The sequence below is a fragment of the Streptomyces sp. NPDC107522 genome, assembly GCF_055657525.1.
In genome coordinates this window covers 723,234-749,347 of sequence record NZ_JBVKAU010000002.1, presented here as the reverse complement: position 1 = coordinate 749,347, position 26,114 = coordinate 723,234, and the positions used below count along the sequence as shown (strand labels likewise).

The following is a 26,114-nucleotide window of genomic DNA, read 5'->3' as shown; positions in this document are numbered from 1 at the left end:
CAACCAGCGCGCCGGGGCGCCGATTCCCGGCCCGCCTCTGCCGTCGCGCCGGAACACGGCCGAAGCTGATACGGCGGGCAGGATGTGCAACGTTCAATGACCTGGGCCGGCGTCTCCGCCCTGCACCACGCGACCGTTTCGAGGCACCCCCACTCCGGCAGCAGAGGCCGGTATGGGCGAGGTCGACCGCCGGATCGCCGTGCCGGATCAGAGCCTCACCAGAGCGTCCAGGTTCTCGTGGCCGACACCCGGCCGGTGGAGCGCGAGCCAGCCGTGGCCGCGCATGCGCGTGGCGTTGCCCACGGCACCGGGATCGACGGACAGCCGCCCGCAGGCGTCGGCCACGCCCGTCATGCTCTCGTCGTCGGCGTCGAGTTCTTCCCAGGGCAGCGGGTCGCCGATCGGCTCCGCGCCGCTCTCAGCCGCGCAAAGCCGACGGATGCGGCCCTTCTCGGCGACCACCCAGACATCGGATCCCCCGGCCGAGTCATCGAGGAACATCTGCGCCTGGCCGCAGTGAGCGCTCAGCCGTTCCACCGCACCCATCCACTCGTCCCAGTCGAGGCCCACCAGGTCGGGCAGGTTGCCGAAGACCAGCCGCCAGCCGTCCAGTTCGGGAGTGACGAAGGTGGGGAGCGCATCCTCGCGGAACGGCAGGTCCTCGACCTCGGCGCCCTCGTCCAGCGTGACCGGGAACCGGTCGTGCAGACCCAGCGCCTCGAAGAGCCCTTCGTACGTCGCACCGGGCACCGCATACCACCAGCCGCGGGTGTCCAGCGGAGAGGGCCTGTCACCAACGGACTTGAGGCGGGCACGGCGTTCCAGGAGTGCCCTGTCACGCGCGTCGAGGTGATCGGTGGAACCGGCGGCGATCAGCTCGCCCAGTCTGCTGCGGATCATGGCGGTGATCCTATGCAGCCATCAATGTTGTGCACTTTCTTGACGGCAGTAAGCACAGAGCCTACCTTCACGGTGTCCTTCCCCCGGTCAAGGGAGACCGCGATGCCCCCGTCCCCCGTCGCATCACCGTCACCGTCCACCAGCCCCGAACGCACCCGGCAGCTGCGCCGCGTCGCCCTCTCCGGGCTGCTCGGTACCGCCGTGGAGTTCTACGACTTCCTCGTCTACGGCACCGTCGCCGCCCTCGTCTTCGGCGAGTTGTTCTTCCCCGGCGCCGACCCCGCCGTGGGCACCATCGCCGCGTTCGGCACCTTCGCCGCCGGCTATGTCGCCCGGCCGCTCGGCGGCGTCGTCTTCGGGCACTTCGGCGACCGGCTCGGCCGCAAGAACATGCTGCTGCTCACCATGGGCCTGATGGGCGGCGCCAGTTTCCTCATCGGTCTGCTGCCGACGTACGACACGATCGGCGTGTGGGCGCCGGTCCTGCTGATCGCCCTGCGGGTCGTCCAGGGCATCGCCATCGGCGGTGAATGGGGCGGCGCCACCCTGATGGTCGTCGAGCACGCCGGGGAGCGGCGCCGCGGCCTGTGGTCCAGCTTCACGCAGATGGGAGCCCCGCTCGGCTCCCTGATTTCCGCCGCCGTCGTCGCCCTCGTCTCGACCCTCCCCAAGGACCAGTTCGCGGCGTGGGGCTGGCGCGTGCCGTTCCTGCTGAGCGTGGTCCTGCTCGGCGTCGGGCTCTTCGTGCGCCTCAAGGTGGTGGAGAGCCCGCTCTTCGCCGAGGTGAAGAACGACCGTACCGAGGCGCGGCTGCCGATCCTCGACGTCCTGCGGCGCCCGCGTCCCGTGCTGCTGGCCTGCTGTGTCGGCATCGGCGCCTTCACCGCCCAGTCGCTGCTGACCAGTTACCTCATCGCGTACGCCACCGGCATCGGCTACCCCCGCCCGCAGGTGCTCACCGCGCTCACGGTGTCCGCCGCCGTCGCCCTGGTCGTGCTGCCCTGCGCCTCCGCGCTCTCCGACCGGATCGGCCGCCGCCCGGTCGTCCTCACCGGAGCCGTCCTGTCGGCCGCTACCGCCTTCCCGGTGCTCGCGCTGGTCGACTCGAAGTCGCCGGGCGCACTGGTCCTCGCCGTCGTCCTCGGCCACGGCATCGCCCAGTCCCTGATGTACGGCCCGCTGGGCGCCCTGTTCAGCGAGATGTTCGGCACCCGGGTCCGCTACACCGGCGCCTCCCTCGGCTACCAGGGCGCCACCCTCGTGGGCGCCGGCTTCTCCCCCATGATCGCCGGAAGCCTGGTCGCCGGCAGTGGCGACAGCACCCCCGTCGCCCTGCTGCTGTGCGGCGGCTCGCTCATCACCGGCCTGACCGTCTGGTTCGTACACGAGACGAGTCGTACGTCCCTCTCGGACACCGCGGCCGAACTCCCCACCACCCCCCACACGGAGGAGATCACCGCATGACGAGCGCCACCCGCACCGCCTTCGTGGCAGCCCTCCTGCTCGCCGTCACCACCCTGCCCACCGCGACGGCGTCAGCCACGACGCCCAGCCACGTCGAGGGCCGACTCGCCTCCGGCGCCACGTACGTGATGGATGTCCCCGCCTCCTGGAACGGCACCGTCCTCCTCTTCAGCCACGGCTACCAACCGTCCGGCGCACCCAACCCCGCCCAGAACGCTCCCGACGACACCACCAAGTCCCGGCTCCTCGACCTGGGTTACGCGCTGATCGGCTCTTCGTACGCCACCACGGGCTGGGCCGTGACGGACGCCGTCCCCGACCAACTCGCCACCCTGTCCGCCTTCACCGACCGCTTCGGCACGGCACGACGGACCATCGCCTGGGGCCAGTCGTACGGCGGGCTGGTCACCACCGCCATCGCCGAGCGCCACCCGGCGCGGATCGACGGCTCGCTGGCGATGTGCGGCCTGGTGCACGGCGGAGTCGCCAACTGGAACAGCACCCTCGACCCGGTCTTCGCCCTCAAGACTCTTCTCGCGCCCCACGCCGACGTTCCACTGGTGGACCTCCCGGACCAGCAGACCGCCGCCGACGCGGCGAACACCCTGACGGTCGCGGTGGACTCGGCGCAGTCGACGCCCGCCGGACGCGCCCGGATCGCCCTGGCCGCCGCCCTGCACAACATCCCGGGCTGGAACGATCCGGCGCAGCCGCGGCCCGCCGCCACCGACTGGGACGCGCAGCAGGCCAACCAGTACACGGCCGTCAAGGGCCTGGTGAAGTTCCCCGCCTTCAGCTGGCGGCAGGAGGCCGAGGCCCGGGCGGGCGGCAACATGTCGTGGAACACCGGCGTCGACTACGCGAAGCTGCTCGGCCGGTCCTCCGTCCGCAAGGAGGTCACCGAGCTGTACCGGAAGGCCGGCCTGTCCCTGCGCGCCGACCTCGCCGCACTCAACCGCGCCCCGCGCATCAGCGCCGACCCGGCCGCCGTGGCCTGGATGAGCAGCACGAGCTCCTTCACGGGCAGGCCGGCCAAGCCGCAGCTGTCCGTCCACACCACCGGCGACGCCCTCGTCCCCGTTCAGGCGGAGAGCGCGCTGAAGCGGGCGGTCACCGCCGCGGGCTCCTCGGCCCTGCTCCGTCAGGCGTACGTCGACCATGCCGGTCACTGCACCTTCAGCCCGGCCGAACAGCTCGCCGCCCTGCACGCCCTGGAGGACCGCCTCCACACGGGCAAGTGGGCCGGCACCGCCCCGCACGCCCTCAACTCCCGTGCCACGGCGGCCGATCCGACCACGCCCGCCCGCTACGTGTCCTACCGCCCGACCCCGTACCCGCGTCCGTACGACCTTGCCCACCCCGCCGACCGACAGTGACGCCGTACGACCGCCCGCCGCGCTGTCGGTGGGCGGTCGTACGCTCTGCACCGTGGAGGACGACGACATCCCGGACACCCGGGACACCCCGGAGGGCCCGCAGCCGCGCCCCCAGTCGCTCATGCTCGCCTTCTTCGGCAACCACGTCCTGGACGAAGGCGACCTCTGCGTCTACTCGGGCAGCATCATCGACGTGCTCGGCCGCGTCGGGGTCGGGGAACAGGCCGTACGCTCCACCCTCACCCGCATGGTCAACCGCGGCCTGCTGCGGCGCCGGCGCGAGGGTCGCAAGATGTTCTTCGGACTGACCCCGCAGGCCCTGCGCGTCCTTGAGGACGGCCGCACCCGCATCTGGCAGCAGGGCGCGGTCAACGACGACTGGGACGGCTCCTGGACCCTGCTCGGCTTCTCCCTGCCCGACTCCTGGAAACGCCAGCGGCACGACCTGCGCTCCCGGCTCACCTGGTCCGGGTTCGGCGCCCTGTACAGCGGGTTGTGGATCGCCCCGGGGAACGTCGACGTCGCCGGGATCGTCTCGGAGCTCGGCCTCGGCGCCCATGTCAAGACCTTCCACGCCCGGGCGGACGAGGCCACCGACATCGAGCTGATGATCCGCGACACCTGGGACCTGGAGAGCGTCGCCGCCCGCTACGTCACCTTCGACAAGCGCTGGACCGCCCACCTGAACGCCGGATCCGGGGACGACCCCATCGGCACCCGGCTGCTGCTCGTCAGCGAATGGCTCTCGACCATCCGCACGGACCCCCGGCTGCCCGCCCGGCACCTTCCCCCGGACTGGCCGGCCCGCCCCGCCCAGGAGACCTTCCGACGCATCGCCGAACAGACGGCGCAGCCGGCACGGCAGTTGGCCCGCGAACTGCTGGAGACCACCCCCTTGCGGTGACACTCACCATGCCGTGGTGACATCGATCACAAGCGCTCTCTTCGCAGTGATGTTCGTCGGCGGCGCGGCGCTGGACACGTTGGGCCGCACTGTGACCGGTGTGGCTCCTGTGAGCTTTTTCTGAGGCCTTCTACTGGGGTGGGGTTCGACGTGAGTCGTCGTGGGTCGCGCGCATACAGACCGTTGAGTCTGAAGCGGCGGGCGTGGTTGACACTGGGTGCGGTGGTCCTGGGGGGCGGGGGCGTGGTGACGTACGCCGTGGCGAGTCCGTCCGCCGATCCGGGCGCGGTGGGCCGGGCCAAGCGGCCGGTGAAGGTCTTCGACCTGGCGCTGAAAGGCACTCGGAGCGACCGGCGGGAGCTGCCGCGGACGGGCACCGAGCAGTTCTCGCTGCTCGGCGTCTCCTGGACGGGCGCCGCCAAGCGGCTCGACGGCACGGTGCAGGTGCGTACCCGCGGCCGGGAGAGCGGTGAGTGGAGCGCCTGGCAGGACCTGGAAGTGAACGTCGACCCGCTGGAGAAGCCCGAGCCCGGCGTGCGCGGCGCGTCCGAGCCGCTGTGGGTCGGCCCCTCCGACGGCGTTCAGGTACAGGTCGCCCGCAAGGACGGCACGACCGGTGCGCTGCCCAAGGGGCTCGAGGTCAATCTGGTCGACCCGGGTGTGGTGACCGACGCCGAGGCCAAGGCCGGCGGTACCGGTGCGGAGCCCGCCGCGTTCGTCGCCGAGGAGACGCCCGGCGCCACGACCAGCGCGCCCGCCGACTCCGCGACACCGACGGACGGCACCACCGCCACGCCGACGGACACTCCGACCTCCGCGTCGCCGACGCCGACCGGCTCGGCTTCCACGTCCCCGTCGACCACGCCCAGCCCGACGGCCACCACGCCGTCCGCGCCGCCGTCCACCGTGCCCCAGCCGCCGGTCACCTCGCGCGCCGACTGGGGAGCGGACGAGTCGATGAGCCCGGACCCGTCGGAGTACAACGCCGACGTCAAGGCCGTCTTCGTCCACCACACCGACGGCAGCAACGACTACTCCTGCGCCGACTCGGCGTCGATCGTGCGCGGCATCTACGCGTACCACACGCAGGTCAACGGCTGGAACGACATCGGCTACAACTTCCTGGTCGACAAGTGCGGCACCGTCTTCGAGGGCCGCAAGGGCGGCATCGACCTGCCGGTGCTGGGTGCGCACACCTACGGCTGGAACCGGGAGTCCGCGGGCATCGCGGTGCTCGGTGAGTACACCTCCACCGGCGCGTCCAACGCCGCGCTGACCTCGGTCGCCCGCGTGGCCGCGTGGAAGCTCGGCCAGTACGGCGCCGACCCGGCCGGAACCGTCCAGCTCACCGCGGGCGCGACCCAGAAGAACTACTTCGCCACCGGCTTCACCGCGGGAACCAAGTACACCTTCAACCGGATCTCCGGTCACCGCGACGGCTACAACACCCAGTGCCCCGGCAACTCCCTGTACGCCCAACTGCCGACCATCCGCACGCTGGCGGCCGGCCCGGTGCAGGGCCTGAAGGTCACCTCGGTGGCGGGCGCGGGCCTGTCGGGCTCGACGTACTACACCAAGGGCGCCGTCACCGTGCACTGGACGGCCACCACACCGTCCTCGCTCATCAAGAGCTTCCAGCTGCTGGTCGACGGCAAGACGGTCGCCACGACCTCCGGCACCGCCACCTCCGCGAACACCACCCTGGCCCTGGGCAGCCACACCGTCGCGGTGCGGGCCGTGCACCAGTCCGGCAAGACCGTGACCACCTCAGCGCTGAACGCCGTCGCGGAGACGACCGCGCCGACCTTCACCACCGCCCCGAAGCTCTCCCTGCGCACCGGCACCGTCAACACCACCGCCGTCCCGGTCACCCTCGGCTGGAAGGCCACCGACAACGCCGCGCTGAGCTCCGTGAAGCTGCTGGCTCCCACCACCGCCACGTTCGGCCCGACGACCACCAGCTCCAGCCGCACCGCCAAGTCCGGCACGGCGACCACCTGGTCGATGCGGGCCTACGACTTCGCCGGCAACTACCGCGCCTCCTCCCCCTCCTACACACCGGTGATCCTTCAGGAGACCTCCGCGGTCAAGTCCGGCAGCTGGACGAGCCGTTCCTCCACCAGCTACCTCGGGGGCAAGTCCTACTCCAGCGGTTCCAAGGGCGCCGCGCTCACCTGGACCTTCACCGGTCGCTCCGCGGCCTGGGTGGTCTCCCGCGCCTCGAGCTCCGGCCAGGCGTACGTCTACGTCGACGGCGTCAAGGTCTCGACCGTCGACCTGAAGTCGTCCACCACCCTCTACCGGCAGGCCATCTGGACCAGGACCTGGGCCGCCAACGCCAAGCACACCGTCAAGATCGTCGTGGTGGGCACCAGCGGCCGACCCACCATCACCACCGACGGCCTCGTCTACATCAAGTAACCCCACCATTTCCCGCAGGGCGGCACCGCGCCGGTCACGACAGACGGCGCGGTGCCGCCCTGCGGCGATTCCCAACCCTTGACGGCAGCGGAGCCGGGCGGCGTGTTCCGGCGGCGTACGCGGCACACGCGGCAGACCCGATCAGCCGGTAGCTCCGACGCTCAGCAAGAGCAGCGCGACGTCGTCCCTGCGCGCCACCGCGGAGCCGGCGTGGCTCAGTAGGTCGTCGACGACCGAGTCCAGGTCGTGGTCGTCCGCGCGGGCGAGCCGGTGTGCGAGGTCGGCTATGGAGTCGTCCAGGTCGACTCCGGGCCGTTCGACGAGGCCGTCGGTGTAGAACGCGAGCAGCAGCCCTTCGGTGAGCGGTATCTCGGTGACGGGGAAGGCGGCGTCGGGGTCGATGCCGAGGAGTGGGCCGGGCGTGACCTCGAGGGGCCGGGGGTCGCGGCCGGGGAGGCGCAGGAGGGGCGGCGGATGGCCGGCGCCGGCCAGGCACACGCGTCGGTGGACGAGGTCGAGGTGGGCGTAGAGGCAGCTGGTGAACAGGTCGGCGCCGAGGTCGATGAGGAGGCGGTTGGTCCTGGAGAGGATCTCGTCGGGGGGCGTGCCGAGGGTCGCGTGTGCGTGCACGGCGCTGCGGAGCTGCCCCATGAGCGCGGCGGCCTCGACGTTGTGGCCCTGGACATCGCCGATGACGGCCGCGGCGGCGGTGTCGCCGAGCCGGATCAGGTCGTAGAAGTCGCCGCCGATGTCCATGCCCCAGGTGGCGGGCAGATAGCGGGCGGCGACCCGCAGGCCGGTGACCGTGGGCAGGGTGTGGGGCAGCAGTGCCTGCTGGAGGCCGTGGGCGAGCTCGTGTTTGGTGTCGTACAGGCGCGCGCGGTCGAGGGCCTGGGCGATGAGCCCGGCGAGCGAGGTCATCACAGCGCGTTCCTCGGCCGGGAAGCGGTGGGGCTGCTGGTAGCTCAGAACGCAGATGCCGACGGGACGACCGGAAATGATCAGTGGGAGGAAGGCCCAGGCCTGCTTGCCGCTGACCTGCGGGGCCTCGGGATAGATCCGCCTCATCTCCTCCGGGTCGCGGAAGAACGCGGGGATGCCGCTGCTGAGGGCGCGCCCGGCCGGGGTGAACCCGGTGTCGAGGGGCAGGCCGTCGAGGCGCTCGATGGTGTGGGCGGCGTACCCGCGGTGCCCGATGATCCGCAGCCGGCCGGCGTCGGCGGTGGACAGGACCAGACCCTGGGCGCCGAAGGCGGGCATGATCTGGTCGGCGACCAGATCGATGACGTCCTGGACGCCGACGACCTCGGTGAGCCCGGCGGCCAGGTGCATGAGCTGGTAGAGCTGTCCCGCGCGGGCGGGTGTCGTGGTGCGCGTGGTCCGTCGGGGCGCCGGGGAGGGCAGGGCCTGCGCGCCGCTGGGAACGATGCGGACGCTGATGCCGCTGGAGTCCGGGTAGAGGTGGAAGTCCAGCCACTGGTCCGGCGGGCGGCACGCGGTGAAGGAGACCGGCTCGCGGCTGATCACCGCGGCACGGTAGCGGTCCTCGTAGGTGGGATCGTCGAGCCAGCGCAGGGACTGCCAGGGCAGCGTGCCCAGCAGCTGGTCGGCGTCCCGGCCCAGTAGATCGCAGGCCCCGGAGCTGAGGTAGGTGAGGCGTCCTTCCAGGTCCAGTGCGCAGCTGCCGCCGGGCAGACGCTCGACGAAGTCGGCGACCGCCAGCGCCGGGTAGGCGGGCGGGCGGCCGGTGGGGACGGGAAGGACGCGGGGCTTGTCCCCGGGGGCCGGGGAGGTGCCGAGCTGCTCGGCTTCTTCGAGCAGCCGGGCCAGCCGCCGGCAGCCGGCAGCGATGTGGCCCTGTTCCCGCCGGGTCATGTGCGGCGGACGGGTGGCCGGCCACATCAGGAGCAGGGCGCCCCACCGCCGGACGCCGGTGACAGGAGCGGCGAGCAGCGCCAACGGGTACGGGAGCGCCATCGCGGTGCGCGGATAGGAGTGGGCCATCTCCTCCTGGCTGCCCACCCACACCGTGCGCTCCTCGCGGACGGCGTCGGCGACCGGGGCGGGGGCGGTCACCGGAACCCTCGCCCACGGGGCGGCGAACTCGGCCGGGGCGCCGCACAGCACGTCCAGGCGCAGTACCTGCTCATCCGGTGTGAGCAGGTACAGAGCGCCGATGGCCGCGCCGGTCCGGCGTACCGTCTCCCCGAACGCGGCGTCCAGCTCGGCGGTGGCGGCAGCCCGATCACCGGTGCTGGTCACGAGGCACCTCCAGCGTGGCGGGGCGGCTCCCGGACGGCCACGGCCGGCATGTGCTCCCTCCCGGCACGGTGCACGCCGCAGGACGAACAGGACCCTCGCCCCTATGGGGACGTTACGCCCCCACGGAGTACCCGGCACGCCCTCGGGCGCACGGCGCGGGTCCACGACCCGACGCGCCCCGAGCTTCAGCAGGCGTTCGAGCTCCGCCGCCCGATTTGGGACCATGGTCATGTGGACGGAAGCACGGTCTTCGGCGGGGCCGAGCCCGTGGATGCGCTCGAGGTGGCGCCGACGGCCCGGACGGCGGTGGCGTGGTTGCCTCCGCAAGAGCTCTGGCCTGCCATTCAGGACATCCGCCGGGAGCACGATCCGCAGGTTCGGCGGTGGCCGCCGCATGTGAATCTGCTCTTCGGTTTCGTGCCGGAGGAGGATTTCGCGCGGGCCATGCCGCTGCTCTGCGCCGCGACCACGGAGAGCACGGCGTTCACGGCGCGCCTGGCCGGTGTGCGGTACTTCCGGCACCGGCACTCTGCGACGGTGTGGCTCGATCCGGCCGCGGCGGACCCCGCGCCATGGGCTCGCCTCCACCGGGAGCTGCAACGCCGCTTCCCGCTCTGCCGCGAGCGCCACGGCCGGTTCACCCCGCATCTGTCCCTCGGCCGCACCCAGGACCCCAAGCGCCTGGCCGCCGAGTGCGCCGCACGGCTGGGCACTCTGTCGGCGCCGGTCGAAGAGGTCGTCCTGCTCGCCCGGCGCGGCGAGGAACCCATGCAGCCCCGGGCCGTGATCATCCTGGGCACGGGCGAGGTGCGCCCTCCCTCCCAAGCCGCGAGCGAGTGATTGCGGGTTCATACAAGTACGCCCCGAAGTGGGGTCATATAAGCACACCTTTAGGGGATCAAAAGCAGCGATACGGGGCCAGATCAAGTCGTCCGCAGGCAATTCACGGAGCGCCGGACCACTCGTCGGCCCCGCGTCCGGAACATCCTCCCGTCGCCCCTCGCCCTTGGTGCCACCGGCCCGCCGACGTGCGCGGTGCGCCGTGCCCGCCCCGCCTCCCGTGGAGCGTTTTCGGCCCGGGCTCCGCCGAACGGTGTCCTGCACATCTTGTGAGGGTCTGATGCCGGCTGCACGATCGGCGTCGCTCGTACAGAAGTCCGCTCCCGGAGCAATCCGCCTGAGGAGGCCCCTGTGTCGACCGACCGCATCAGCCTCAGCCCCGAGGCCGCCCGGCAACTCGCGACGACCACGAAGACGACCCCGCAGATGCGCGGTATCACCCCGCGCTATCTCCTGCGCGCCCTTCCTTGGGTCGACGTCGAAGCGGGTGTCTACCGCGTCAACCGGCGCCGCACCTACGTCCTGGGCGACGACCGCATCAGCACTCACACCGACGAGGGAAGTCCGCGCGTCGTTCCGGGCGACTTACGCGAGATCCCATACCTGCGCGAGACCGACGACGCACTCCTCGGCCACCTGGCCGACTCCTTCACCGAGGTGAGCTTCGAGGCCGGCCAGGTGCTCGTCCAGGAGGGCGACACCGCCGAGCACCTGTGGGTGATCATCCGGGGCCGCGCCGAGAAGCGGACCGCCGGGCGGTACGGCGACGAGGCACTGATCCAGGTCATCGGCGACGGGCAGTACTTCGACCTGGAGGCATGGACCAAGGAGGAGCCTCTGCCGTACACGGTCAAGGCCGTCACTCCCGGCGTCGCCCTGCGCGCCGAGCGATCCGCCCTCGCCGGTCTCACCGAGCGCGACGAGGCGCTGCGCAGGGCGGTGGACTCGTACGCGGCGGGCGACATGCCCGCACCCGGCAGCGAGGCGCCCATCGACCTGAGCGGCGGTCATGTGGGGGAGGTCGACCTGCCGAGCACCTACGTCGACTACGAGGACGCGCCGCGCGAGTACCACATGACGCTCGCCCAGACGCGGATGATGGTGCACTCCCGTGTCGCCGACCTTTACAACGGGCCGATGGACCAGACGCGCACACAGGCCAACCTGACCATCCAGGCCCTGCGCGAGCGGCAGGAGAACCTGATGCTCAACCACCCCGACTTCGGTCTCTTCCACAACGTCCCGGCCGGCCAGCGCGTGCAGGCGCGCACCGGTGCTCCCACCCCCGACGACCTGGACGAACTCCTCGCGAGGGTGTGGAAGCAGCCCGCCTACTTCATCGCGCACCCGCGGGCGATCGCCGCGTTCGGCCGGGAGTGTACGCGGCGGGGGGTGCCCCCGGTGACGGACAGCCGGTTCGGCAGCCCGCTGCTGACCTGGCGGGGCGTGCCGCTGCTGCCCTCCGACAAGGTGCCCTGCCCGGGCGGCTCGGGCGATGCCGCCGGGACCACCGAGATCCTGCTGGTCCGGACCGGCGAGGCCGAGCAGGGCGTGGTGGGCCTGCGCCCCGCGGCCGTGCCGGACGAGGTCGAACCGGGCCTGTCCATGCGGAACATGGGCATGGACCAGAAGGGCATCACGTCCTACCTGATGACGGCGTACTTCAACACGGCCGTGCTGGTGGACGACGCCATCGCCGTACTCCAGAACGTCGAGGTGTCCAAGTACCATGACTACGCCTGAGGTCACGGCGTGGCCGACGCCGACAGCAGCGGAACCGAGGGCTGTCGCCGAGTCGGGTACGGCTCTCACGGGTGCGGCGACTCCGCGCCGAACCGGCGTCTTCACCGCCGAGTCGGTGCGGCACGACTTCCCGGTCCTGCACCGGACCGTCAACGGCCGGCCCCTCATCTGGCTCGACAACGCGGCCACCACCCAGAAGCCGCGTCAGGTCATCGAAGCGCTCGCCGCCTACTACGGCGCCGCCAACTCCAACATCCACCGCGGCGCCCACACCATGGCGCGGGAGGCGACCGAGGCGTACGAGGCGGGCCGGGCGGCCGTCGCCGACTTCCTCGGAGCCCCGGGCCCGGACGGCATCGTCTTCGTGCGCGGCACCACCGAGGCCGTCAACCTCGTCGCGCAGAGCTGGGGCCGGGCCAACCTGGGGCCCGGGGACGACATCCTCGTGCCGGTCCTCGAGCACCACTCGGACATCGTGCCCTGGCAGATGATCGCCAAGGAGACCCGGGCCCGGCTCGTGCCGGTCCCGCTCACGCCGGACGGGGAGATCGACCAGGACGCGTACGCGGACCTGCTGTCCTCGCGCACCCAGCTCGTCGCGGTCAGCCACGCCTCGAACGTCCTCGGCACGGTCCCGCCCGTCAGGGAGATGACGGCACTCGCCCACCGCTACGGCGCCAAAGTGCTGGTCGACGGCGCCCAGGCCGTCGCTCATTTCCCCGTGGACGTACAGGACTTGGACGCGGACTTCTACGCCTTCTCCGGCCACAAGCTCTTCGCGCCTACCGGGATCGGTGCCCTGTACGCGAAGCCGGAACTGCTCGCGGAGATGGCACCGTGGCAGGGCGGCGGCAACATGATCGAGTCCGTCGGCTTCGCGGAGACGACGTTCGCGGCCGTCCCGCACAGGATGGAGGCCGGTACCGGGCACATCTCCGGAGTCATCGGCCTGCTCGCGGCTCTGAACTGGCTGACGTCCCTCGACCGGGAGGCCGTCGCCACATACGAGGAAGCGCTCATGTCGTATGCGCAGCAGGCCCTTGCCATGGTCCCCGGGCTGGAGCTGATCGGCTCGGCACCCGACCGTATCGGGGTGCTCACCTTCACGCTCGCGGGGCAGGACCCGGCCACCGTCGCCGACTGGCTCGACCGCGACGGTATCGCCGTCCGGGCCGGCCACCACTGCGCCCAACCGGCCCTCGCCCACTACGGGTTGGAGTCGGCGGCCCGCGCCTCGCTCGCGCTCTACAACACGTCGGAGGAGGTGGACCAGCTCGTCGCGTCGTTGCGCAGACTGCAGCGGAGCGGCTGACGGCGGGCGTGGGAAACCAGCGGGGTCCGTGCGGCTCGGGACAGCCGGACGGACCCCGCTGCGTCAGTCGTCGGGAAGGCCGGTACCGCTGTCCAGGCCGGCGCGTGGCTCTCCTGGGCGCGGCCGACGGCCGGCTCGCCGGTGGTCCACGTACGCTGACGGGCATGGCATGCCGCATCAGTGAGCTGGTCATCGACTGCGCCGACCCCGAACGGCTCGCCGCCTTCTGGAGCGAGGTCCTCGGCTACGTCGAACTCGGCCGGGAGGACGACGGGAGCATCGAGATCGGGCCGCCCGACGCCGGTTTCGGCGGCCCGCAGCCCACCCTCGTCCTCAGCCCCAGCAGCGACCCGCGGGCCGGGAAGCTCCGACTGCACATCGACGTCAACGCCACCGACCGCGACCAGGACGCCGAGTTGGAGCGGCTGCTCGCTCTCGGCGCCAGGCCCGCCGACGTCGGCCAGACCGGCACCGAGAGCTGGCACGTCCTGGCCGACCCCGAAGGCAACGAGTTCTGCCTCCTGCGCACCCGGCTCCAGCCCCTCTGACCCCGTGCGCTAATGCGGTCGCATGAGGTCGAGGTCCTCGCCCCATGCGTCCAGTGCCTCGCCGTGTCCGGCTCGCCGTGCCGCCGCCTCGACCAGGGTGAAGAGGTGCCGTTGCACGGAGACGTCGCCTGTTGCCAGGATGCGGTCCACGGCACGGAGCAGCATGTCGGTGTCCCACCCGGGCAGTGGGTGTCGGGCGAGCTCCCACTGCAGGTACTTGTTGTAGGGGCGGGGGCGACGGTCGAGAGCGAAGAGCAGCTCCAGCAGAAACCGAATGCTGTCGGCGGCGTCGAGGCGAGCGGCGAGAGCCTGGCCGTCCCGGTGGTTCTTGACGGAGCGGTAGTGGGAGTTGGCGTAGGCGTCGAGCCAGCCGCCGCAGTCGTGGAACGCCTCATCGGCACCCAGACGGGCCTTGTCGGCAAGGATCCGGGCGATGCCTCCGTCGAGCCGGTCGAGCACGATCTGGGCACGGGCGAGGGCGTAGCGCTCGGAACCGGGCATCCCGGCCGCACGGAACTGGGTGAGAGAGACGATGACGAGGTCGAGTTCAGGGGTACGGTGGCCCGCGAACCGGGTGAGACCCGGTGTCGTGTCATCGGCGAGGATCACGTACAGGTCATGATCGGAGTGCCGGGTGATCATGCCGTCGTGAGCTCGGGAGCCTTTGAGGACGAGGCCCACGACGGCTGGGTCAGCGGCGGCGAGTTCTACGAACGCGTCATAGGTGAGGGCCTGCTGAGCAGTCATTGTGTGGATCTCCGTTGGAGTGGTGACGGGTATGCCTGCTGGGGCGGCCCCTGTTGAGGGGGGCGCCCTGCACCGTCTGCGGTTGCACATTGCCGCCGCCCGGAAGATCAACGCACATCTGGACTCTAGCGCCTGGCCGGCCGTGGGACAGGGTGTTCGGGCGGATGCCGGGATGCCGGTCGGCAGTTGGGCCGCTGCCAAGCGGCGTGCGAAGGAGGAGTCACAGTCGTGGGCCGTCGGAGTCGCGGCCCTGCACCATGACTCCCCCGATGACGCGCTGACCAATCAGCTGAACGGGTCGAGTGTCAGGTAGGCCTGGCGCGGGTTGCCGTCGTGCAGGAGTGACTCGTGATGGCCCACGTCGTCGAAGGCGAACGCGTACGCCTTCCCGTCGGACATCTGAGCGTGGATCTTGCGGGCGTAATGGTTGGTGACGGCGTCCTTGTAGAAGGCGTCGGCATTGGAGTCGGGCTGCTGGGAGTTGACGAGCAGCGTCGAGCGGTTGAACCCGGCGCACAACGTGCGCGAGATCGGGCCGCGTACGAGGTCGTTCGGTGCGTCGAGCCTCCTGTGGCAGCCGAAGACGGAGGAAGCGTCCGGCTTTTCGAAGCTGGTGACGACGGCACCGGCACCGTTGGTGAAGCGCATGACGCCGCCGGAGACCCGGCCGTAGTACTTGGTGCCCGGCTGGTCGGCGAACGGCGTGACCGTCAGGGTCGACGTGGCGTACTTCTGCCAGACACGGTTGATGTAGTCGTCCATGACCGTGGCCGGCAGTGCGCCGCTCTCCAATCCGTACAGCGGTGACAGGGCGCGCAGCACTGTGCCGTCAGGGCGCGTCTGGATCAGGTTGGCCCAGCCTCCGGGTTGGCCCCTGAGGGCGTTGAAGAAGCCGTTGTATCCGCCGGGCTTGAGCCGGCCGGTGCTCGCGGTGCTGCCGTCCGCTCGCTGCACCCCGACCGCGTAGGGCGCGGAGAACATGTCGACCTGTGTGCTGTTGATCCACAGGCCCGAGTCGTTCAGGGTGTACTCCGACCAGTTGAACAGGATGTTCCGGTTGGGGTCGGTCGGATTCTGCACGGCGGGCTGGACGAGGCCGCCGGTGGTGAGCTTGAACACCAGTTTCTGGCCGTAGGAGAAGTACACGCGGCCGGAGAGCTTGGGCATGCGGATGGTTGCCGACTGCCCTGCTGCCGGGCCCGGGATCGCGGCGTCGGGCGCAGGGGTCGGCGGGTTCCCGCCCGCCGGCCAGGGGTGGAACGCCCCGCCTGCGTCGGCCCAGCCCTGCCGCCCGGTCGACAGTTCGGTGCCGAGGTTGTAGATGTACACCTGCTCGCCGCGGGCCGAGTTGTTGGTGATCTTCAGGGGGATCGTCGCCGGGACGGCGGCGTGGGCCGGCGTCTCCGCTCCGGTCACGAGCAGGGAGCCGGTGAGGACCGCGGCGAGGGCCAGCCCTGCGGCTCGGGCTCGACATCTGAGTCTCCGTAACATGCTCTGTCTCCGTTCGACGATGGCCGATTCGGGCAGCTTCTGAGAGCGCTCTCAGCGTCGCGCCTTGGTCCAGACCTGTCAATGAGTCCGGAGGGGCCGTACGGGGACAGAGGACCGGCCCACGATCCGTTCCGGCGTCCTCGATGGCCGCGTGGCGGTGCCCGGCGTCCGTGAGTTTCGGGCGCCGGTCCCCTCAGACCGACCGCCTTTCGGCGTGCTCCCCCACCGCCGTCAGGGCATGGGTGGCTGCCCCGCTGACAGCCCGAGTTACGGAGGAAGCCGCCATCGGTACCTGCCGCGACGTCCGTCGGGGCCACCAGGGGCGTGGCAGCTGCGTCCGGTCAACCGGTGGCGAGGAGTTCGAGCGTGTCGATCACGCGGTTCGAGAAGCCCCACTCGTTGTCGTACCAGGCGACCACCTTGACGTGACGTCCGTCGACGCGGGTGAGGGCCGAGTCGAAGATGGAGGAGGCCGCATTGCCCGTGATGTCGGACGACACGAGCGGGTCGTCCGAGTACTCGAGGATGCCGGCGAGCGGCCCCTGGGCAGCGGCGCGGTACGCCGCCAGCACGTCGTCGCGGGTCACGTCGCGTGCGACGGTCGTGTTGAGTTCGACGATCGAGCCCACCGGGACCGGCACGCGGATCGAGTCGCCCGACAGTTTTCCGTCGAGGTTCGGCAGCACGAGGCCGATCGCCTTGGCGGCGCCCGTAGTGGTCGGCACGATGTTGACGGCAGCGGCACGGGCTCGGCGGGCGTCGCGGTGCGGACCGTCCTGCAGGTTCTGCTCCTGGGTGTAGGCGTGCACCGTCGTCATGAAGCCGTGCTCGATGCCGGCGAGTTCGTCCAGTACCGCGGCCAGCGGCGCGAGCGCGTTGGTCGTGCACGAGGCGTTCGAGACGATCGCGTGCGTGACCGGGTCGTAGGCGTCGGTGTTGACGCCGAACGCGAGCGTGACGTCGGCGCCGTCCGACGGGGCGCTGACGAGCACCTTCTTCGCGCCCGCGTCGAGGTGGGCCCGGGCGGCCTTGGCCGAGGTGAAGCGGCCGGTCGCCTCCAGCACGATGTCCACGCCGAGTTCGGCCCACGGCAGCTGCCCCGGCTCGCGCTCGGCCAGGACCCTGATGCGGCGTCCGTCGACGACGAGGGCGTCCCCGTCGACCGTCACCGGGCGACCGAGCCGGCCGGCCGTCGAGTCGTAGGCGAGCAGCCGCGCCAGGGTGGCGGGCTCCGTGAGGTCGTTGACGGCGACGACCTCGAGGTCGCTGGTGCGTTCGAGCAGCGCGCGCAGCACATTGCGTCCGATGCGGCCGAATCCGTTGACGGCGATACGGGTCATGAGAGGTCTCCCTTCGGTTCGCCACCAGCCTCGCGTACGGCCTTCGCCCATGACCGCGGCGTGAGCGCCACGGTTCGAAAGGATCTCGCCAGGCGGCCGGCTACTCGCCCTGGGCGAACGTGCGCCGGTACTCGCTCGGGGTCGTACCGAGGATGCGGTGGAAGTGCAGCCGCAGATTCGTGCCGGTGCCCAGACCGACGTCGGCGGCGATCTGTTCGACGCTCCGCTCCGAGCGCTCCAGCAGCTCACGGGCCATGTCGATGCGGGCGCGCATGACCCACTGCATCGGCGTGTACCCGGTGTCCTCGACGAAGCGCCTCGAGAAGGTGCGCGGCGAGACCGCCGCGTGCCGGGCGAGCACATCCAGAGTGAGAGGCTCGCCGAGCCGGTGCAGGGCCCACTCGCGGGTGGTGGCGAACCGCTCGCCGAGCGGCTCGGGCACGCTGCGCGGCACATACTGGGCCTGACCGCCGCTGCGGTAGGGGGCCGCGACCAGCCGCCGGGCCGCGTGATTCGACGCGGCCACCCCGAGGTCTCCGCGCAGAACGTGCAGACACAGGTCGATGCCGGAAGCGGCGCCGGCCGACGTCAGCACGCTGCCCTCGTCGACGAACAGGACGTTCTCGTCGACTCGGACGAGTGGATGCTTCGCCTTGAGCGCCCGCGAGTAATGCCAGTGCGTCGTGGCGCGCCTGCCGTCGAGCAGACCCGTGGCGGCGAGCGCGAAGGCGCCCGTGGAGATGGCCGCGAGCCGCGCGCCCCGAGCGTGGGCGGCGAGCAGCGCGTCGACGACGGCCCGCGGTGGATCGTCGCGGTCCGGAGACCGGTAACCGGGGATGAAGACGATGTCGGCCCACGCAAGCGCGTCGAGGCCGTGGGCGACGTGGTACGACAGGCCGTCGCCACCGGTCACGAGACCGGTTTCCGCACCGCACACCCGCACCTCGTACGGCATGCTCGCCCGGGTCGTGAACACCTGCGCGGGAATGCCGACATCGAGCGGCTTCGCACCCTCGAGCACGAGGACGGCGACGCGGTGAAGGCGGGTGGCTGGCACGGGGAACAGGGTACGAGGGGTGCCCGGCCGGCCGACGGAGCGTCAAACGAACGTGAACGACCAGGGCATGCTCGTCACTGGCGCCGTGGAAGGGCCGCTGCGGCTCGCCGATCGCCACCGCGTAGAGGCCGCGCCCAGTGGGCGGGCGAGCTGCTGGAGTGCGGGTGGCGCGAAGGCGCCCCTGGGCGGTCAGCGACCGGTGGACCCGACCTCAAAGCTTGAACACAAATTACACACATCCCCTCTACACACTGGGCCGCGATGGTCTAGATTGACCGTGCTTCAGCTGTTGGGACACGAAGCGAACGCAATATTTTGGAGCCCTCAAGGGCCGCCTTGGGTACGGGGAGCGCCCGAGGATTCGACGGGCTCCCGCGCATCTCGAGAATCTGGCAGGGCGTGCGAGTCCGCTGCCGCCAGGGTGAGTTGTTCAAGTAGCGCTGAGACAGCGGGGAAGTCATGCGCGGGGGGGGGCGGGGGCCTCCCGAGGGGAGGAACAGCACGGCACGGGGGGCGGGGGTGCCTCCCGGGCGACAAACGGTGTTGGGCGACACGTCGTACCACTGGGGACCGTGGGGGGTTCTGTGCGGCAGGGGGGATTAGTCGACCCTTTTTCGTCGGCGCGCGGGCGTCTGGCGAACGGGGCAATCAGCCAGCCCGTGAACGACTGGGAGCAGCGGTACCGCCGTACCGTGATGACCAGCGATACCGTGGCCACCGCCTTCGTGGTGGCGGCGATCGGCGAGTTCTTCGGGGCCCGTGACGCGGCCAACTGGCATGAGAAGTGGGGAATTCTCGCTTTCGGCACCGAGCTGCTGGTGCTGGGGGCGCTTGCGGTGGGCCGGGCGTGGGCTCCGGCCGTGCTCGGCCAGGGCGCCGAGGAATTCCGCCGGCTCGGACGCTCGCTGTTCGCGGCCACCGTCGTGCTGGCGCTCGGCGGGATAGCCCTCACCTCGCGCAACATCAAGCTCTGGATCTTCGTCGCGATCCCCGCGATCGCGCTCGTCACCATGACCGCGCGGTATGTGCTCCGTCTCTGGCTGCACAAACAGCGGAAGGAAGGACGGTGCCTGAGACCGGTGCTCGCTGCCGGGAGCCCGGCCACCGTGCGCGATCTGATCACCCGGACCCGCAAGTTCCCGCACATCGGCTGGCGTGTGGAGGCGGTGTGCACGCCGGACGGTCGCGGGCTCGACGGTGACCAACTCGACGGAGTGCCGGTCGTCGGTCAGCTCGCGGACGTCGCCAAGCACGTCCGCCACGACGGCTACCGCGTCGTCGCCGTCACACCGGACCCGCACTGGTCACCGGACCGGCTGCAGCGGCTGGCCTGGAACCTCGAAGGCAGCGATGCCGAGATGGTCGTGGCGCCCGTGCTGATGGAGGTGGCCGGCCCGCGGCTGCACGTCGACGCGGTGCTCGGGATACCGCTGCTGAGGGTCAGCATGCCGACCTTCACCGGGGGCCGCCGGGCGATCAAGGGGGTCGTGGACCGGGTAGGCGCAACGTTTCTGCTGGTGGTGTTCGCGCCGCTGATGGTGCTCGTCGGGCTGCTCGTGGCGCTGGACAGCCGGGGTGGGGTGTTCTACCGCCAGCGCAGGGTCGGCAAGGACGGCCGCGAGTTCACCATTCTCAAGTTCCGCACCATGGTCACCGGCGCTCACGGCGCCCGAGCGGAGCTCGCCGACCGCAACGAGGGTGCCGGGCTGCTGTTCAAGGTCCGCCGGGATCCGCGGGTGACCCGGGTCGGAGCGGTGCTGCGCCGGTACTCGCTCGACGAGCTCCCGCAGCTGTTCAACGTGCTCACCGGATCGATGTCGCTCGTCGGCCCGCGGCCTCCGCTACCGGAGGAGTGCGCCAAGTACGACCCGGACATCCGGCGGCGGCTGCTGGTCAAGCCCGGGCTCACCGGACTGTGGCAGATCAGCGGACGCAGCGATCTGCCGTGGGAGGAGGCGGTCCGCCTCGACCTGCGATACGTGGAGGACTGGTCGCTGGCCCTGGACACAGTGATCTTGTGGAAGACGTTGCGTGCGGTGCTCCACGGGCAAGGGGCGTACTGATGCGCGGGGGCCGGCGTCCGGCCGACGCGCGGAACACAGGCCGCAAGGGCCTGTCCGGGGGAACCGCAGGCCGCAAGGGCCTGTCCGGGGGAACCGCAGGCCGCAAGGGCCTGTCCGGGGGGACCGCAGGCCACAGGGGTCTGCTTGGGGGGAGGAACGCGTTATGAGAGTCAGCGTTTTCGGACTCGGCTACGTGGGCTGCGTGTCGGCCGCGTGCCTGGCCAGCATGGGGCACGAGGTCATCGGCGTCGACGTGAACCAGGTGAAGGTCGACCTGGTCAACGACGGCAAGGCCCCGGTGGTCGAGGAGCGGATCGGCGAGCTCATAGCCGAGGTCGTACGGACCGGAGCGCTCCGCGCCACCGTCGACGTCCGCGAGGCGATCATGGACAGCGAGATATCGCTGGTCTGCGTGGGCACGCCGTCGGAGCCCAACGGCAGCCTGTGCACCACCTACTTGGAGCGGGTCACCGAAGAGATCGGTGCCGCGCTCGCCGAGCGGGGCGGACGGCACACCGTCGTGTTCCGCAGCACCATGCTCCCGGGCACCTGCCTGAACCTGCTGGTGCCGATCCTGGAGAAGTACGTCGGCGGCACGGCCGGGGTGGACGTCGGGGTCGCGGTCAACCCCGAGTTCCTGCGCGAGGGCACGAGCGTGAAGGACTTCTTCGACCCGCCCAAGACCGTCGTCGGCGAACTCGACCAGGCAAGCGGCGACGCGGTGTTGGCGCTGTACGACGGCCTGCCCGGCGAGGTGTTCCGGGTGCCGGTCCCGACCGCCGAGGCGATCAAGTACGCGGACAACGCGTTCCACGGCCTCAAGATCGGCTTCGCGAACGAGCTGGGCGCGGTGTGCCAGGCCCTCGGGGTGGACTCGCACCAGGTGATCGACGTGTTCCTGGCCGACCGCAAGCTGAACATCAGCCCCGCCTACCTGCGGCCCGGCTTCGCCTTCGGCGGCTCCTGCCTGCCCAAGGACCTGCGCAGCCTGGTCCACGCGGCGCAGCGGGCCGACGTCTCGGTGCCCATCCTCTCCCACGTGCTGCCCTCCAACTCCGACCATCTGCAGCGCGCGGTGGACCTGGTCGAGCGGGCCGGAAAGCGCCGGGTGGGAATGTTCGGGCTGTCCTTCAAACCCGGCACCGACGACCTGCGCGAGAGCCCGCTCGTCGAGCTGGCGGAGCGGCTCTTCGGCAAGGGCTACGACCTCAAGATCTACGACGCCAATGTGAGCCTCTCCCGGCTGCTCGGCGCGAACCGCGAGTACATCGAGTCCCGGCTGCCGCACCTCGCACAACTGCTCGCGGACTCCGTCGACGAGGTGCTCGAACACGCCGAGGTGTGCCTGGTCGGGACCAGGGACCCGGCCGTGCTGTCGGCGCTGCCCCATGGGGACGGCCCGGTGATCGTCGATCTCATCCGCCTTCCCGACGCCGAGGCGCGCCGGACCGAACCGGGGTACATGGGCCTTGCTTGGTAACACATCGTTCGATGACACAACCAGTGGCGACGGGTCGGGCCGGCGCGCGCTGATCCTGGTGGAGAACCTGTCGGTGCCGTTCGACCGGCGGGTGTGGCAGGAGTGCACGACGCTGCGCGACGCGGGCTGGGAGGTGCACGTCATCTGTCCCCGGGGGGAGAAGCGGGACCGGGAACCGGAGGCGGTCATCGACGGGGTGCGGATCCACCGCTACCCGTTGCGCGCGGCCACCGGAGGGCCGGCGGGCTACCTGCGGGAGTACGGATCGGCGCTGTGGCACACGGCCCGGCTGGCCCGCAAGGTCGGCCCCGTGGACGTGGTCCACGCCTGCAACCCGCCCGACCTGCTGTTCCTGCCGGCACTGTGGCTGAAGCGGCACGGGGCGCGGTTCGTCTTCGACCAGCACGACCTGGTGCCCGAGCTGTACCTCTCCCGGTTCGACCGCGGCAAGGACATGCTCTACCGCGCCGTGTGCGCGCTGGAACGGCGGACCTACCGGGCCGCGGACGTCGTGCTCGCCACCAACGAGAGCTACCGCGATGTCGCGATCCGCCGCGGTGGCCGGCGGCCGGAGGACGTGTTCGTGGTGCGCAGCGCGCCCCAGGTCGACCGGTTCCAACCGGTGCCGCCCGAGCCGGAGTTGAAGCGCGGCAAGCCTCATCTGCTGTGCTACCTCGGCGTCATGGGCCCGCAGGACGGTGTCGACTACGCCTTGCGCGCCCTCGCGAAGCTGCGCGACGAGTTCGGGCGGACCGACTGGCATGCGGTGTTCGTCGGCGCCGGCGACGCGTTCGACGCGATGGTGGAGCTGTCCCGGCGGCTCGGGCTCTCCGAGCAGGTGCAGTTCACCGGGCGCATTCCGGACGCCGACCTGGTGCGCTATCTGTCCGCCGCGGACGTGTGCCTCTCCCCCGACCCGCGCAATCCGCTCAACGACGTGTCGACCATGAACAAGGTCCTGGAGTACATGGCGATGGGCCGGCCGATCGTCTCGTTCGACCTGAAGGAGGCGCGGGTCTCCGCCGGTGACGCCGCCGTCTACGCGCCCGCCAACGACGAGGCCGAATTCGCCAAGCTCATCGCGCTGCTCCTCGACGATCCGGAGAAGCGGGCCCGGATGGGCGAGATCGGCCAGGAGCGGATCAGCGGGCCGCTCTCCTGGCGGAACTCGCAGGCGTCGCTGCTCGCCGCCTACGCCGCCGCGTGCCGGGACCACACTCCGGCGTCGGCGGACGAATCGGTCCGCACAGGGAAGAGGCAGCGCAGTTGAGCGAGGACACCATACGCCTGGTCACCATCGGGCGGATTTTCCGCCGGCGTTGGCGGCTTCTCGCCGTCCTCGCCGTCGTGGGCGCACTCGTCGGCTATGGCACCTCGGTGGTGTTCCCGCCGCGGTACACCACGTCGGCCTCGGTCCTGCTGCCCGGGCAGTGGGAAGAGCGCGAACTGCTCACTCAGGTGGACATCGCGACCAGTTCGGCGGTGGTCGACCGCGCCGCGGCCGCGCTCGACTGGCCGGGCGTCAGCGGCGCAGAGCTGCGGGACCAAGTGACCGCCAAGGCCGCCGACGGGAACATCATCAAGATCTCGGGTACGGCCGACACCCCGGCGCGCGCGCAGCGGCTCTCCGACCAGGTGGCCGACGAGTTCGTCAGGTTCGCGGCGCGCATCGCGGGCGGCGGCACCACCGACTCCGCAGCGGCCACGGGGCCCGAGGCGCTGCGGAAGAAGGTCGAGGAGACCAACCGCCGCATCAGCGAACTGGCCGACGCGGCCGATCCGGGACAGACCGTGGAGAGCGTGCAGGCCCGCACCGCCCTCGAGAAGCTGCGCACGTCGCTCGAGGAGGCCATGACGAAGCTGGAGCAGGCCGACCCGGCGAACTCCGTGGCCGGCATGGTCGTCATGGGGCCCGCGGCCCGCCCGACCGGCGAGGCGCCGCCGACCAGGATCCAGCTCGTCGTAGCCGGGGCGCTGCTGTTCTTCCTGCTCACGGTCATCGGCCATCTCGTCGCCGCACGGGCGAATCGCCGGCTGCGCACCGAACCGGAGATCGCCGCGGCGCTGGGCTCGGCGCTCCTCGGCACCGTCGACGTGCCCGACGAACGGCGCGGCGCGCACCGGCCGGAGGACCGCGGCGCGTGGGCCCGGACGCGCCGGCTCCTCGACATCGACACCCGGTGGGACCTCCCGGCCCCGCAGGCATCCGGCGACGAGGCCGGCCGACGGATCCGCTACCGGCGGGTGTGCGCCCGAATCCGGGCCCAACTGCCCTCTCAGCGACCGCTGTTGGCGGTCGTACCGGACGGCGACGAGATCGCCCGCCGGGCCGCCGAACAGCTCGCCGCCGAGGCCAAGAGCGACCCGCAGCTGCGGGTGGTGCAGGTCTCGGTGGACCGGCCGATCGTGCCGGACCGCGACACCGAGTCCGGCGCCCTGGTCGTCCTCAGCGCGGGGAGCTGGACCGCGGAGGAGCTCACCGGCATCGCCGAGGCGTGCGCGGACGGCCGGCACGAGGTCGTCGGCATCGTCGTCGCCGGACTGGTACGGACCCGTCCGACGGGGACGGCCGGCCGTCCTTCCGACGAGGCCACTTTGGCGCTCGCGGTGCGCGGCCACGCGACGGGAGGTTCAGCATGACGACGGGAAAGACATCGGAGTCGTCGGCCACCGCCCCGCTCCTCGACCTGCAGGCGCTGGTGGTCGCGGTCCGCAGACGCCGCCGCCTCTGGGGCGCCATGGCGCTCCTCGGACTGCTGGTCGGCGCGGCCGTGGCGGTCCTGATGCCACCGCCGCCGACCGCGGTCACCAAGGTGCTGGTCGCGCACAAGGAGGACCAGCCGAACGACACCGGAACGCTGATCCGCACCGACGTCGAGGTGCTGGGGACCACACGGATCGCCGAAAAGGCCCTGCGGGCACTCAACTCATCGGAAGACCCCGAAGACTTCATGCGGGACTACCGGGGCCTCGGCGTCACCAACAACCTGCTGCAGATCACTGTGACAGGCGACAGCGACGCGGAAGCGCTGGCCCGGGCCAAGGCGCTGGCCGACGCGTTCGTCGCGGACCACGTGCGCAGGATGCGGGCGACCGCGAACGCCGAGGCCAAGGCCCTGCTCGACCAGCGTGACCGTATGAAGGACGAACTCGCCCAGGTCAACAAGGACATCGGCAACCGGTCGCCGGAGACGGAGACCGACCCGAAGGAGTCGGCGAGCATCGAGTCGCTCTTCGCCCGCCGGGCCGAACTCACCTCGCGGATCGCCGACTTCAACCAGCGCGCCGAGGAGGCGCGGGTCGGCACGCCCCAGGTCATCGCCGGCACGGAGATCGTGGACGCCCCGCGCCCGGTGAAGCACTCCCTGCCCAAGGCCGCCGCCACCGACGCCGCGATCGGGCTCGTCCTCGGCCTCGTCCTCGGGCTCGCCCTAGCCGCGGTCGGCGTGGTGGTCGCGGACCGCCCCGTGCTGCGCCGGGACATCGCGGCGAACCTCGGCGCCTCCGTCATCGCGGAGCTGCCCCGCCGGTCGGGCAGGCCCTGGCAGCGCCGGCGGACCCGGGTCACACGCGAACGGCTCACCGCGCACCTTGCCCGCACCGTGCGCGGCTCCACGGAACCGGTGTCGCTGCTGGAACTCGGCTGTGCCCGTAGCACGAGCGTGCTCGCCCTCGACCTTGCCAGGGCGATGGCGGCGGAGGGGGCGGTGACCGTCATCGACGGTCTGCCCGGCCCGCAGCTCGCGGGTCGCCGCCCGAGGCCCGGGGACCCGACCGTGGTCGGCGGCGAGCGTGCCGCGGACGTGTCGCCTCAGGAGCGCCGCATCGGCGTCGGCTCGGTGGCGCCCGGCACGGCGTGGACCGACCTCCAGTACCTCGGCACGCAGACCGTGCTCGTCGTGCGGGCCGGGCACGGCAGCGCCGCATGGCTGCACACCGTGGCGCGGCAGCTCGCGGACCAGCGCATCGCGGTGATCGGTGTGGTGCTGATCGACCCCGATCCGCGGGACCGGACCGACGGCACGCTGTGGGACGGGCTGCACACCGCGCTGCGCGGCCGTAGCGAGCGGACGGCCCTGCAGAACGGGACGGGACGGCTGCGGACGGAGCGGCAGCCGATGTGGGCCGCACGGGGCGCGGACAACGACCAGGAGGCGCGGTAGGAC

19 protein-coding genes are annotated in these 26,114 nt (G+C 71.3%); 13 read left to right on the top strand and 6 right to left on the bottom strand.

The window, feature by feature from the left end; all coding sequences use genetic code 11:
* Positions 1 to 207 precede the first annotated feature (207 nt).
* Entirely contained in the window at positions 208 to 900 is a 693-nt protein-coding gene (locus ACZ7L6_RS08650; RefSeq protein ID WP_471921255.1) for a hypothetical protein, read from the bottom strand.
* Positions 901 to 1,002: 102 nt separating this feature from the next.
* On the opposite strand from ACZ7L6_RS08650, the gene ACZ7L6_RS08645 reads away from it, so the two are divergent.
* From ACZ7L6_RS08645 to ACZ7L6_RS08630, 4 genes are all read left to right on the top strand, one after another.
* Positions 1,003 to 2,364 (top strand): MFS transporter, encoded by a 1,362-nt coding sequence (locus ACZ7L6_RS08645; RefSeq protein ID WP_471921254.1) that lies wholly within the window; start codon positions 1,003 to 1,005, stop codon positions 2,362 to 2,364.
* Positions 2,361 to 3,740 (top strand): alpha/beta hydrolase family protein, encoded by a 1,380-nt coding sequence (locus ACZ7L6_RS08640; RefSeq protein ID WP_471921253.1) that lies wholly within the window; start codon positions 2,361 to 2,363, stop codon positions 3,738 to 3,740. Before ACZ7L6_RS08645 ends, ACZ7L6_RS08640 begins: the two co-directional genes overlap by 4 nt.
* Positions 3,741 to 3,792: 52 nt before the next feature.
* A complete protein-coding gene (locus tag ACZ7L6_RS08635) occupies positions 3,793 to 4,644 on the top strand; it encodes a PaaX family transcriptional regulator (protein WP_471921803.1) in 852 nt (283 codons plus the stop codon).
* A 189-nt stretch (positions 4,645 to 4,833) separates the two neighbouring features.
* On the top strand, positions 4,834 to 7,065 hold the full coding sequence (locus tag ACZ7L6_RS08630; protein WP_471921801.1) for a peptidoglycan recognition protein family protein: 2,232 nt from the start codon (positions 4,834 to 4,836) through the stop codon (positions 7,063 to 7,065).
* Positions 7,066 to 7,206: 141 nt separating this feature from the next.
* Here ACZ7L6_RS08630 and ACZ7L6_RS08625 read toward each other — a convergent pair whose 3' ends face one another.
* Positions 7,207 to 9,327 carry a SpoIIE family protein phosphatase gene (locus tag ACZ7L6_RS08625; protein ID WP_471921252.1) on the bottom strand — a complete coding sequence of 707 codons (2,121 nt, stop codon included), beginning with the start codon at positions 9,325 to 9,327 and terminating at the stop codon, positions 7,207 to 7,209.
* A 231-nt stretch (positions 9,328 to 9,558) separates the two neighbouring features.
* Between ACZ7L6_RS08625 and ACZ7L6_RS08620 the strand changes: the two genes are divergently transcribed.
* The 4 genes from ACZ7L6_RS08620 (at position 9,559) to ACZ7L6_RS08605 (ending at position 13,770) form a co-directional block, all read left to right on the top strand.
* Entirely contained in the window at positions 9,559 to 10,167 is a 609-nt protein-coding gene (locus tag ACZ7L6_RS08620) for a 2'-5' RNA ligase family protein (protein WP_471921251.1), read from the top strand.
* 351 nt (positions 10,168 to 10,518) lie between these two features.
* Complete coding sequence (locus tag ACZ7L6_RS08615) at positions 10,519 to 11,910, top strand: family 2B encapsulin nanocompartment shell protein (protein WP_471921250.1); 1,392 nt, start codon at positions 10,519 to 10,521, stop codon at positions 11,908 to 11,910.
* Complete coding sequence (locus tag ACZ7L6_RS08610; protein ID WP_471921249.1) at positions 11,897 to 13,222, top strand: SufS family cysteine desulfurase; 1,326 nt, start codon at positions 11,897 to 11,899, stop codon at positions 13,220 to 13,222. Before ACZ7L6_RS08615 ends, ACZ7L6_RS08610 begins: the two co-directional genes overlap by 14 nt.
* 164 nt (positions 13,223 to 13,386) lie before the next feature.
* Complete coding sequence (locus ACZ7L6_RS08605) at positions 13,387 to 13,770, top strand: VOC family protein (RefSeq protein WP_471921248.1); 384 nt, start codon at positions 13,387 to 13,389, stop codon at positions 13,768 to 13,770.
* A 9-nt stretch (positions 13,771 to 13,779) separates the two neighbouring features.
* Here ACZ7L6_RS08605 and ACZ7L6_RS08600 read toward each other — a convergent pair whose 3' ends face one another.
* The 4 genes from ACZ7L6_RS08600 to ACZ7L6_RS08585 form a co-directional block, all read right to left on the bottom strand.
* Positions 13,780 to 14,517: a hypothetical protein gene (locus ACZ7L6_RS08600; RefSeq protein WP_471921247.1), complete on the bottom strand. Its 738-nt coding sequence runs from the start codon at positions 14,515 to 14,517 to the stop codon at positions 13,780 to 13,782.
* Between the two features lie 285 nt (positions 14,518 to 14,802).
* Entirely contained in the window at positions 14,803 to 16,008 is a 1,206-nt protein-coding gene (locus ACZ7L6_RS08595) for a glycoside hydrolase family 64 protein (protein WP_471921246.1), read from the bottom strand.
* A 341-nt stretch (positions 16,009 to 16,349) separates the two neighbouring features.
* Complete coding sequence (gap, locus tag ACZ7L6_RS08590) at positions 16,350 to 17,348, bottom strand: type I glyceraldehyde-3-phosphate dehydrogenase (protein WP_471921245.1); 999 nt, start codon at positions 17,346 to 17,348, stop codon at positions 16,350 to 16,352.
* Between the two features lie 100 nt (positions 17,349 to 17,448).
* Complete coding sequence (locus ACZ7L6_RS08585; protein WP_471921244.1) at positions 17,449 to 18,405, bottom strand: GlxA family transcriptional regulator; 957 nt, start codon at positions 18,403 to 18,405, stop codon at positions 17,449 to 17,451.
* Positions 18,406 to 18,989: 584 nt separating this feature from the next.
* Here ACZ7L6_RS08585 and ACZ7L6_RS08580 point away from each other — a divergent pair.
* From ACZ7L6_RS08580 to ACZ7L6_RS08560, 5 genes are all read left to right on the top strand, one after another.
* Complete coding sequence (locus ACZ7L6_RS08580; RefSeq protein ID WP_471921243.1) at positions 18,990 to 20,468, top strand: sugar transferase; 1,479 nt, start codon at positions 18,990 to 18,992, stop codon at positions 20,466 to 20,468.
* A 163-nt stretch (positions 20,469 to 20,631) separates the two neighbouring features.
* Entirely contained in the window at positions 20,632 to 21,948 is a 1,317-nt protein-coding gene (locus ACZ7L6_RS08575; RefSeq protein WP_471921242.1) for a nucleotide sugar dehydrogenase, read from the top strand.
* Complete coding sequence (locus ACZ7L6_RS08570; protein WP_471921241.1) at positions 21,938 to 23,218, top strand: glycosyltransferase family 4 protein; 1,281 nt, start codon at positions 21,938 to 21,940, stop codon at positions 23,216 to 23,218. Before ACZ7L6_RS08575 ends, ACZ7L6_RS08570 begins: the two co-directional genes overlap by 11 nt.
* Positions 23,215 to 24,588: a Wzz/FepE/Etk N-terminal domain-containing protein gene (locus ACZ7L6_RS08565; protein ID WP_471921240.1), complete on the top strand. Its 1,374-nt coding sequence runs from the start codon at positions 23,215 to 23,217 to the stop codon at positions 24,586 to 24,588. Before ACZ7L6_RS08570 ends, ACZ7L6_RS08565 begins: the two co-directional genes overlap by 4 nt.
* On the top strand, positions 24,585 to 26,111 hold the full coding sequence (locus ACZ7L6_RS08560) for a Wzz/FepE/Etk N-terminal domain-containing protein (RefSeq protein ID WP_471921239.1): 1,527 nt from the start codon (positions 24,585 to 24,587) through the stop codon (positions 26,109 to 26,111). The genes ACZ7L6_RS08565 and ACZ7L6_RS08560 overlap by 4 nt, the downstream gene beginning before the upstream one ends.
* The last annotated feature ends 3 nt before the right edge of the window (positions 26,112 to 26,114 follow it).

What these genes read in the sequence shown, in the direction of transcription:
- ACZ7L6_RS08595 (WP_471921246.1), bottom strand. Translation starts at nt 16,008, where the DNA reads ATGTTACGGAGACTCAGATGTCGAGCCCGAGCCGCAGGGCTGGCCCTC.
- ACZ7L6_RS08610 (WP_471921249.1), top strand. Translation starts at nt 11,897, where the DNA reads ATGACTACGCCTGAGGTCACGGCGTGGCCGACGCCGACAGCAGCGGAA.
- ACZ7L6_RS08645 (WP_471921254.1), top strand. Translation starts at nt 1,003, where the DNA reads ATGCCCCCGTCCCCCGTCGCATCACCGTCACCGTCCACCAGCCCCGAA.
- ACZ7L6_RS08640 (WP_471921253.1), top strand. Translation starts at nt 2,361, where the DNA reads ATGACGAGCGCCACCCGCACCGCCTTCGTGGCAGCCCTCCTGCTCGCC.
- ACZ7L6_RS08560 (WP_471921239.1), top strand. Translation starts at nt 24,585, where the DNA reads ATGACGACGGGAAAGACATCGGAGTCGTCGGCCACCGCCCCGCTCCTC.
- ACZ7L6_RS08575 (WP_471921242.1), top strand. Translation starts at nt 20,632, where the DNA reads ATGAGAGTCAGCGTTTTCGGACTCGGCTACGTGGGCTGCGTGTCGGCC.
- ACZ7L6_RS08650 (WP_471921255.1), bottom strand. Translation starts at nt 900, where the DNA reads ATGATCCGCAGCAGACTGGGCGAGCTGATCGCCGCCGGTTCCACCGAT.
- ACZ7L6_RS08600 (WP_471921247.1), bottom strand. Translation starts at nt 14,517, where the DNA reads ATGACTGCTCAGCAGGCCCTCACCTATGACGCGTTCGTAGAACTCGCC.
- ACZ7L6_RS08605 (WP_471921248.1), top strand. Translation starts at nt 13,387, where the DNA reads ATGGCATGCCGCATCAGTGAGCTGGTCATCGACTGCGCCGACCCCGAA.
- gap (WP_471921245.1), bottom strand. Translation starts at nt 17,348, where the DNA reads ATGACCCGTATCGCCGTCAACGGATTCGGCCGCATCGGACGCAATGTG.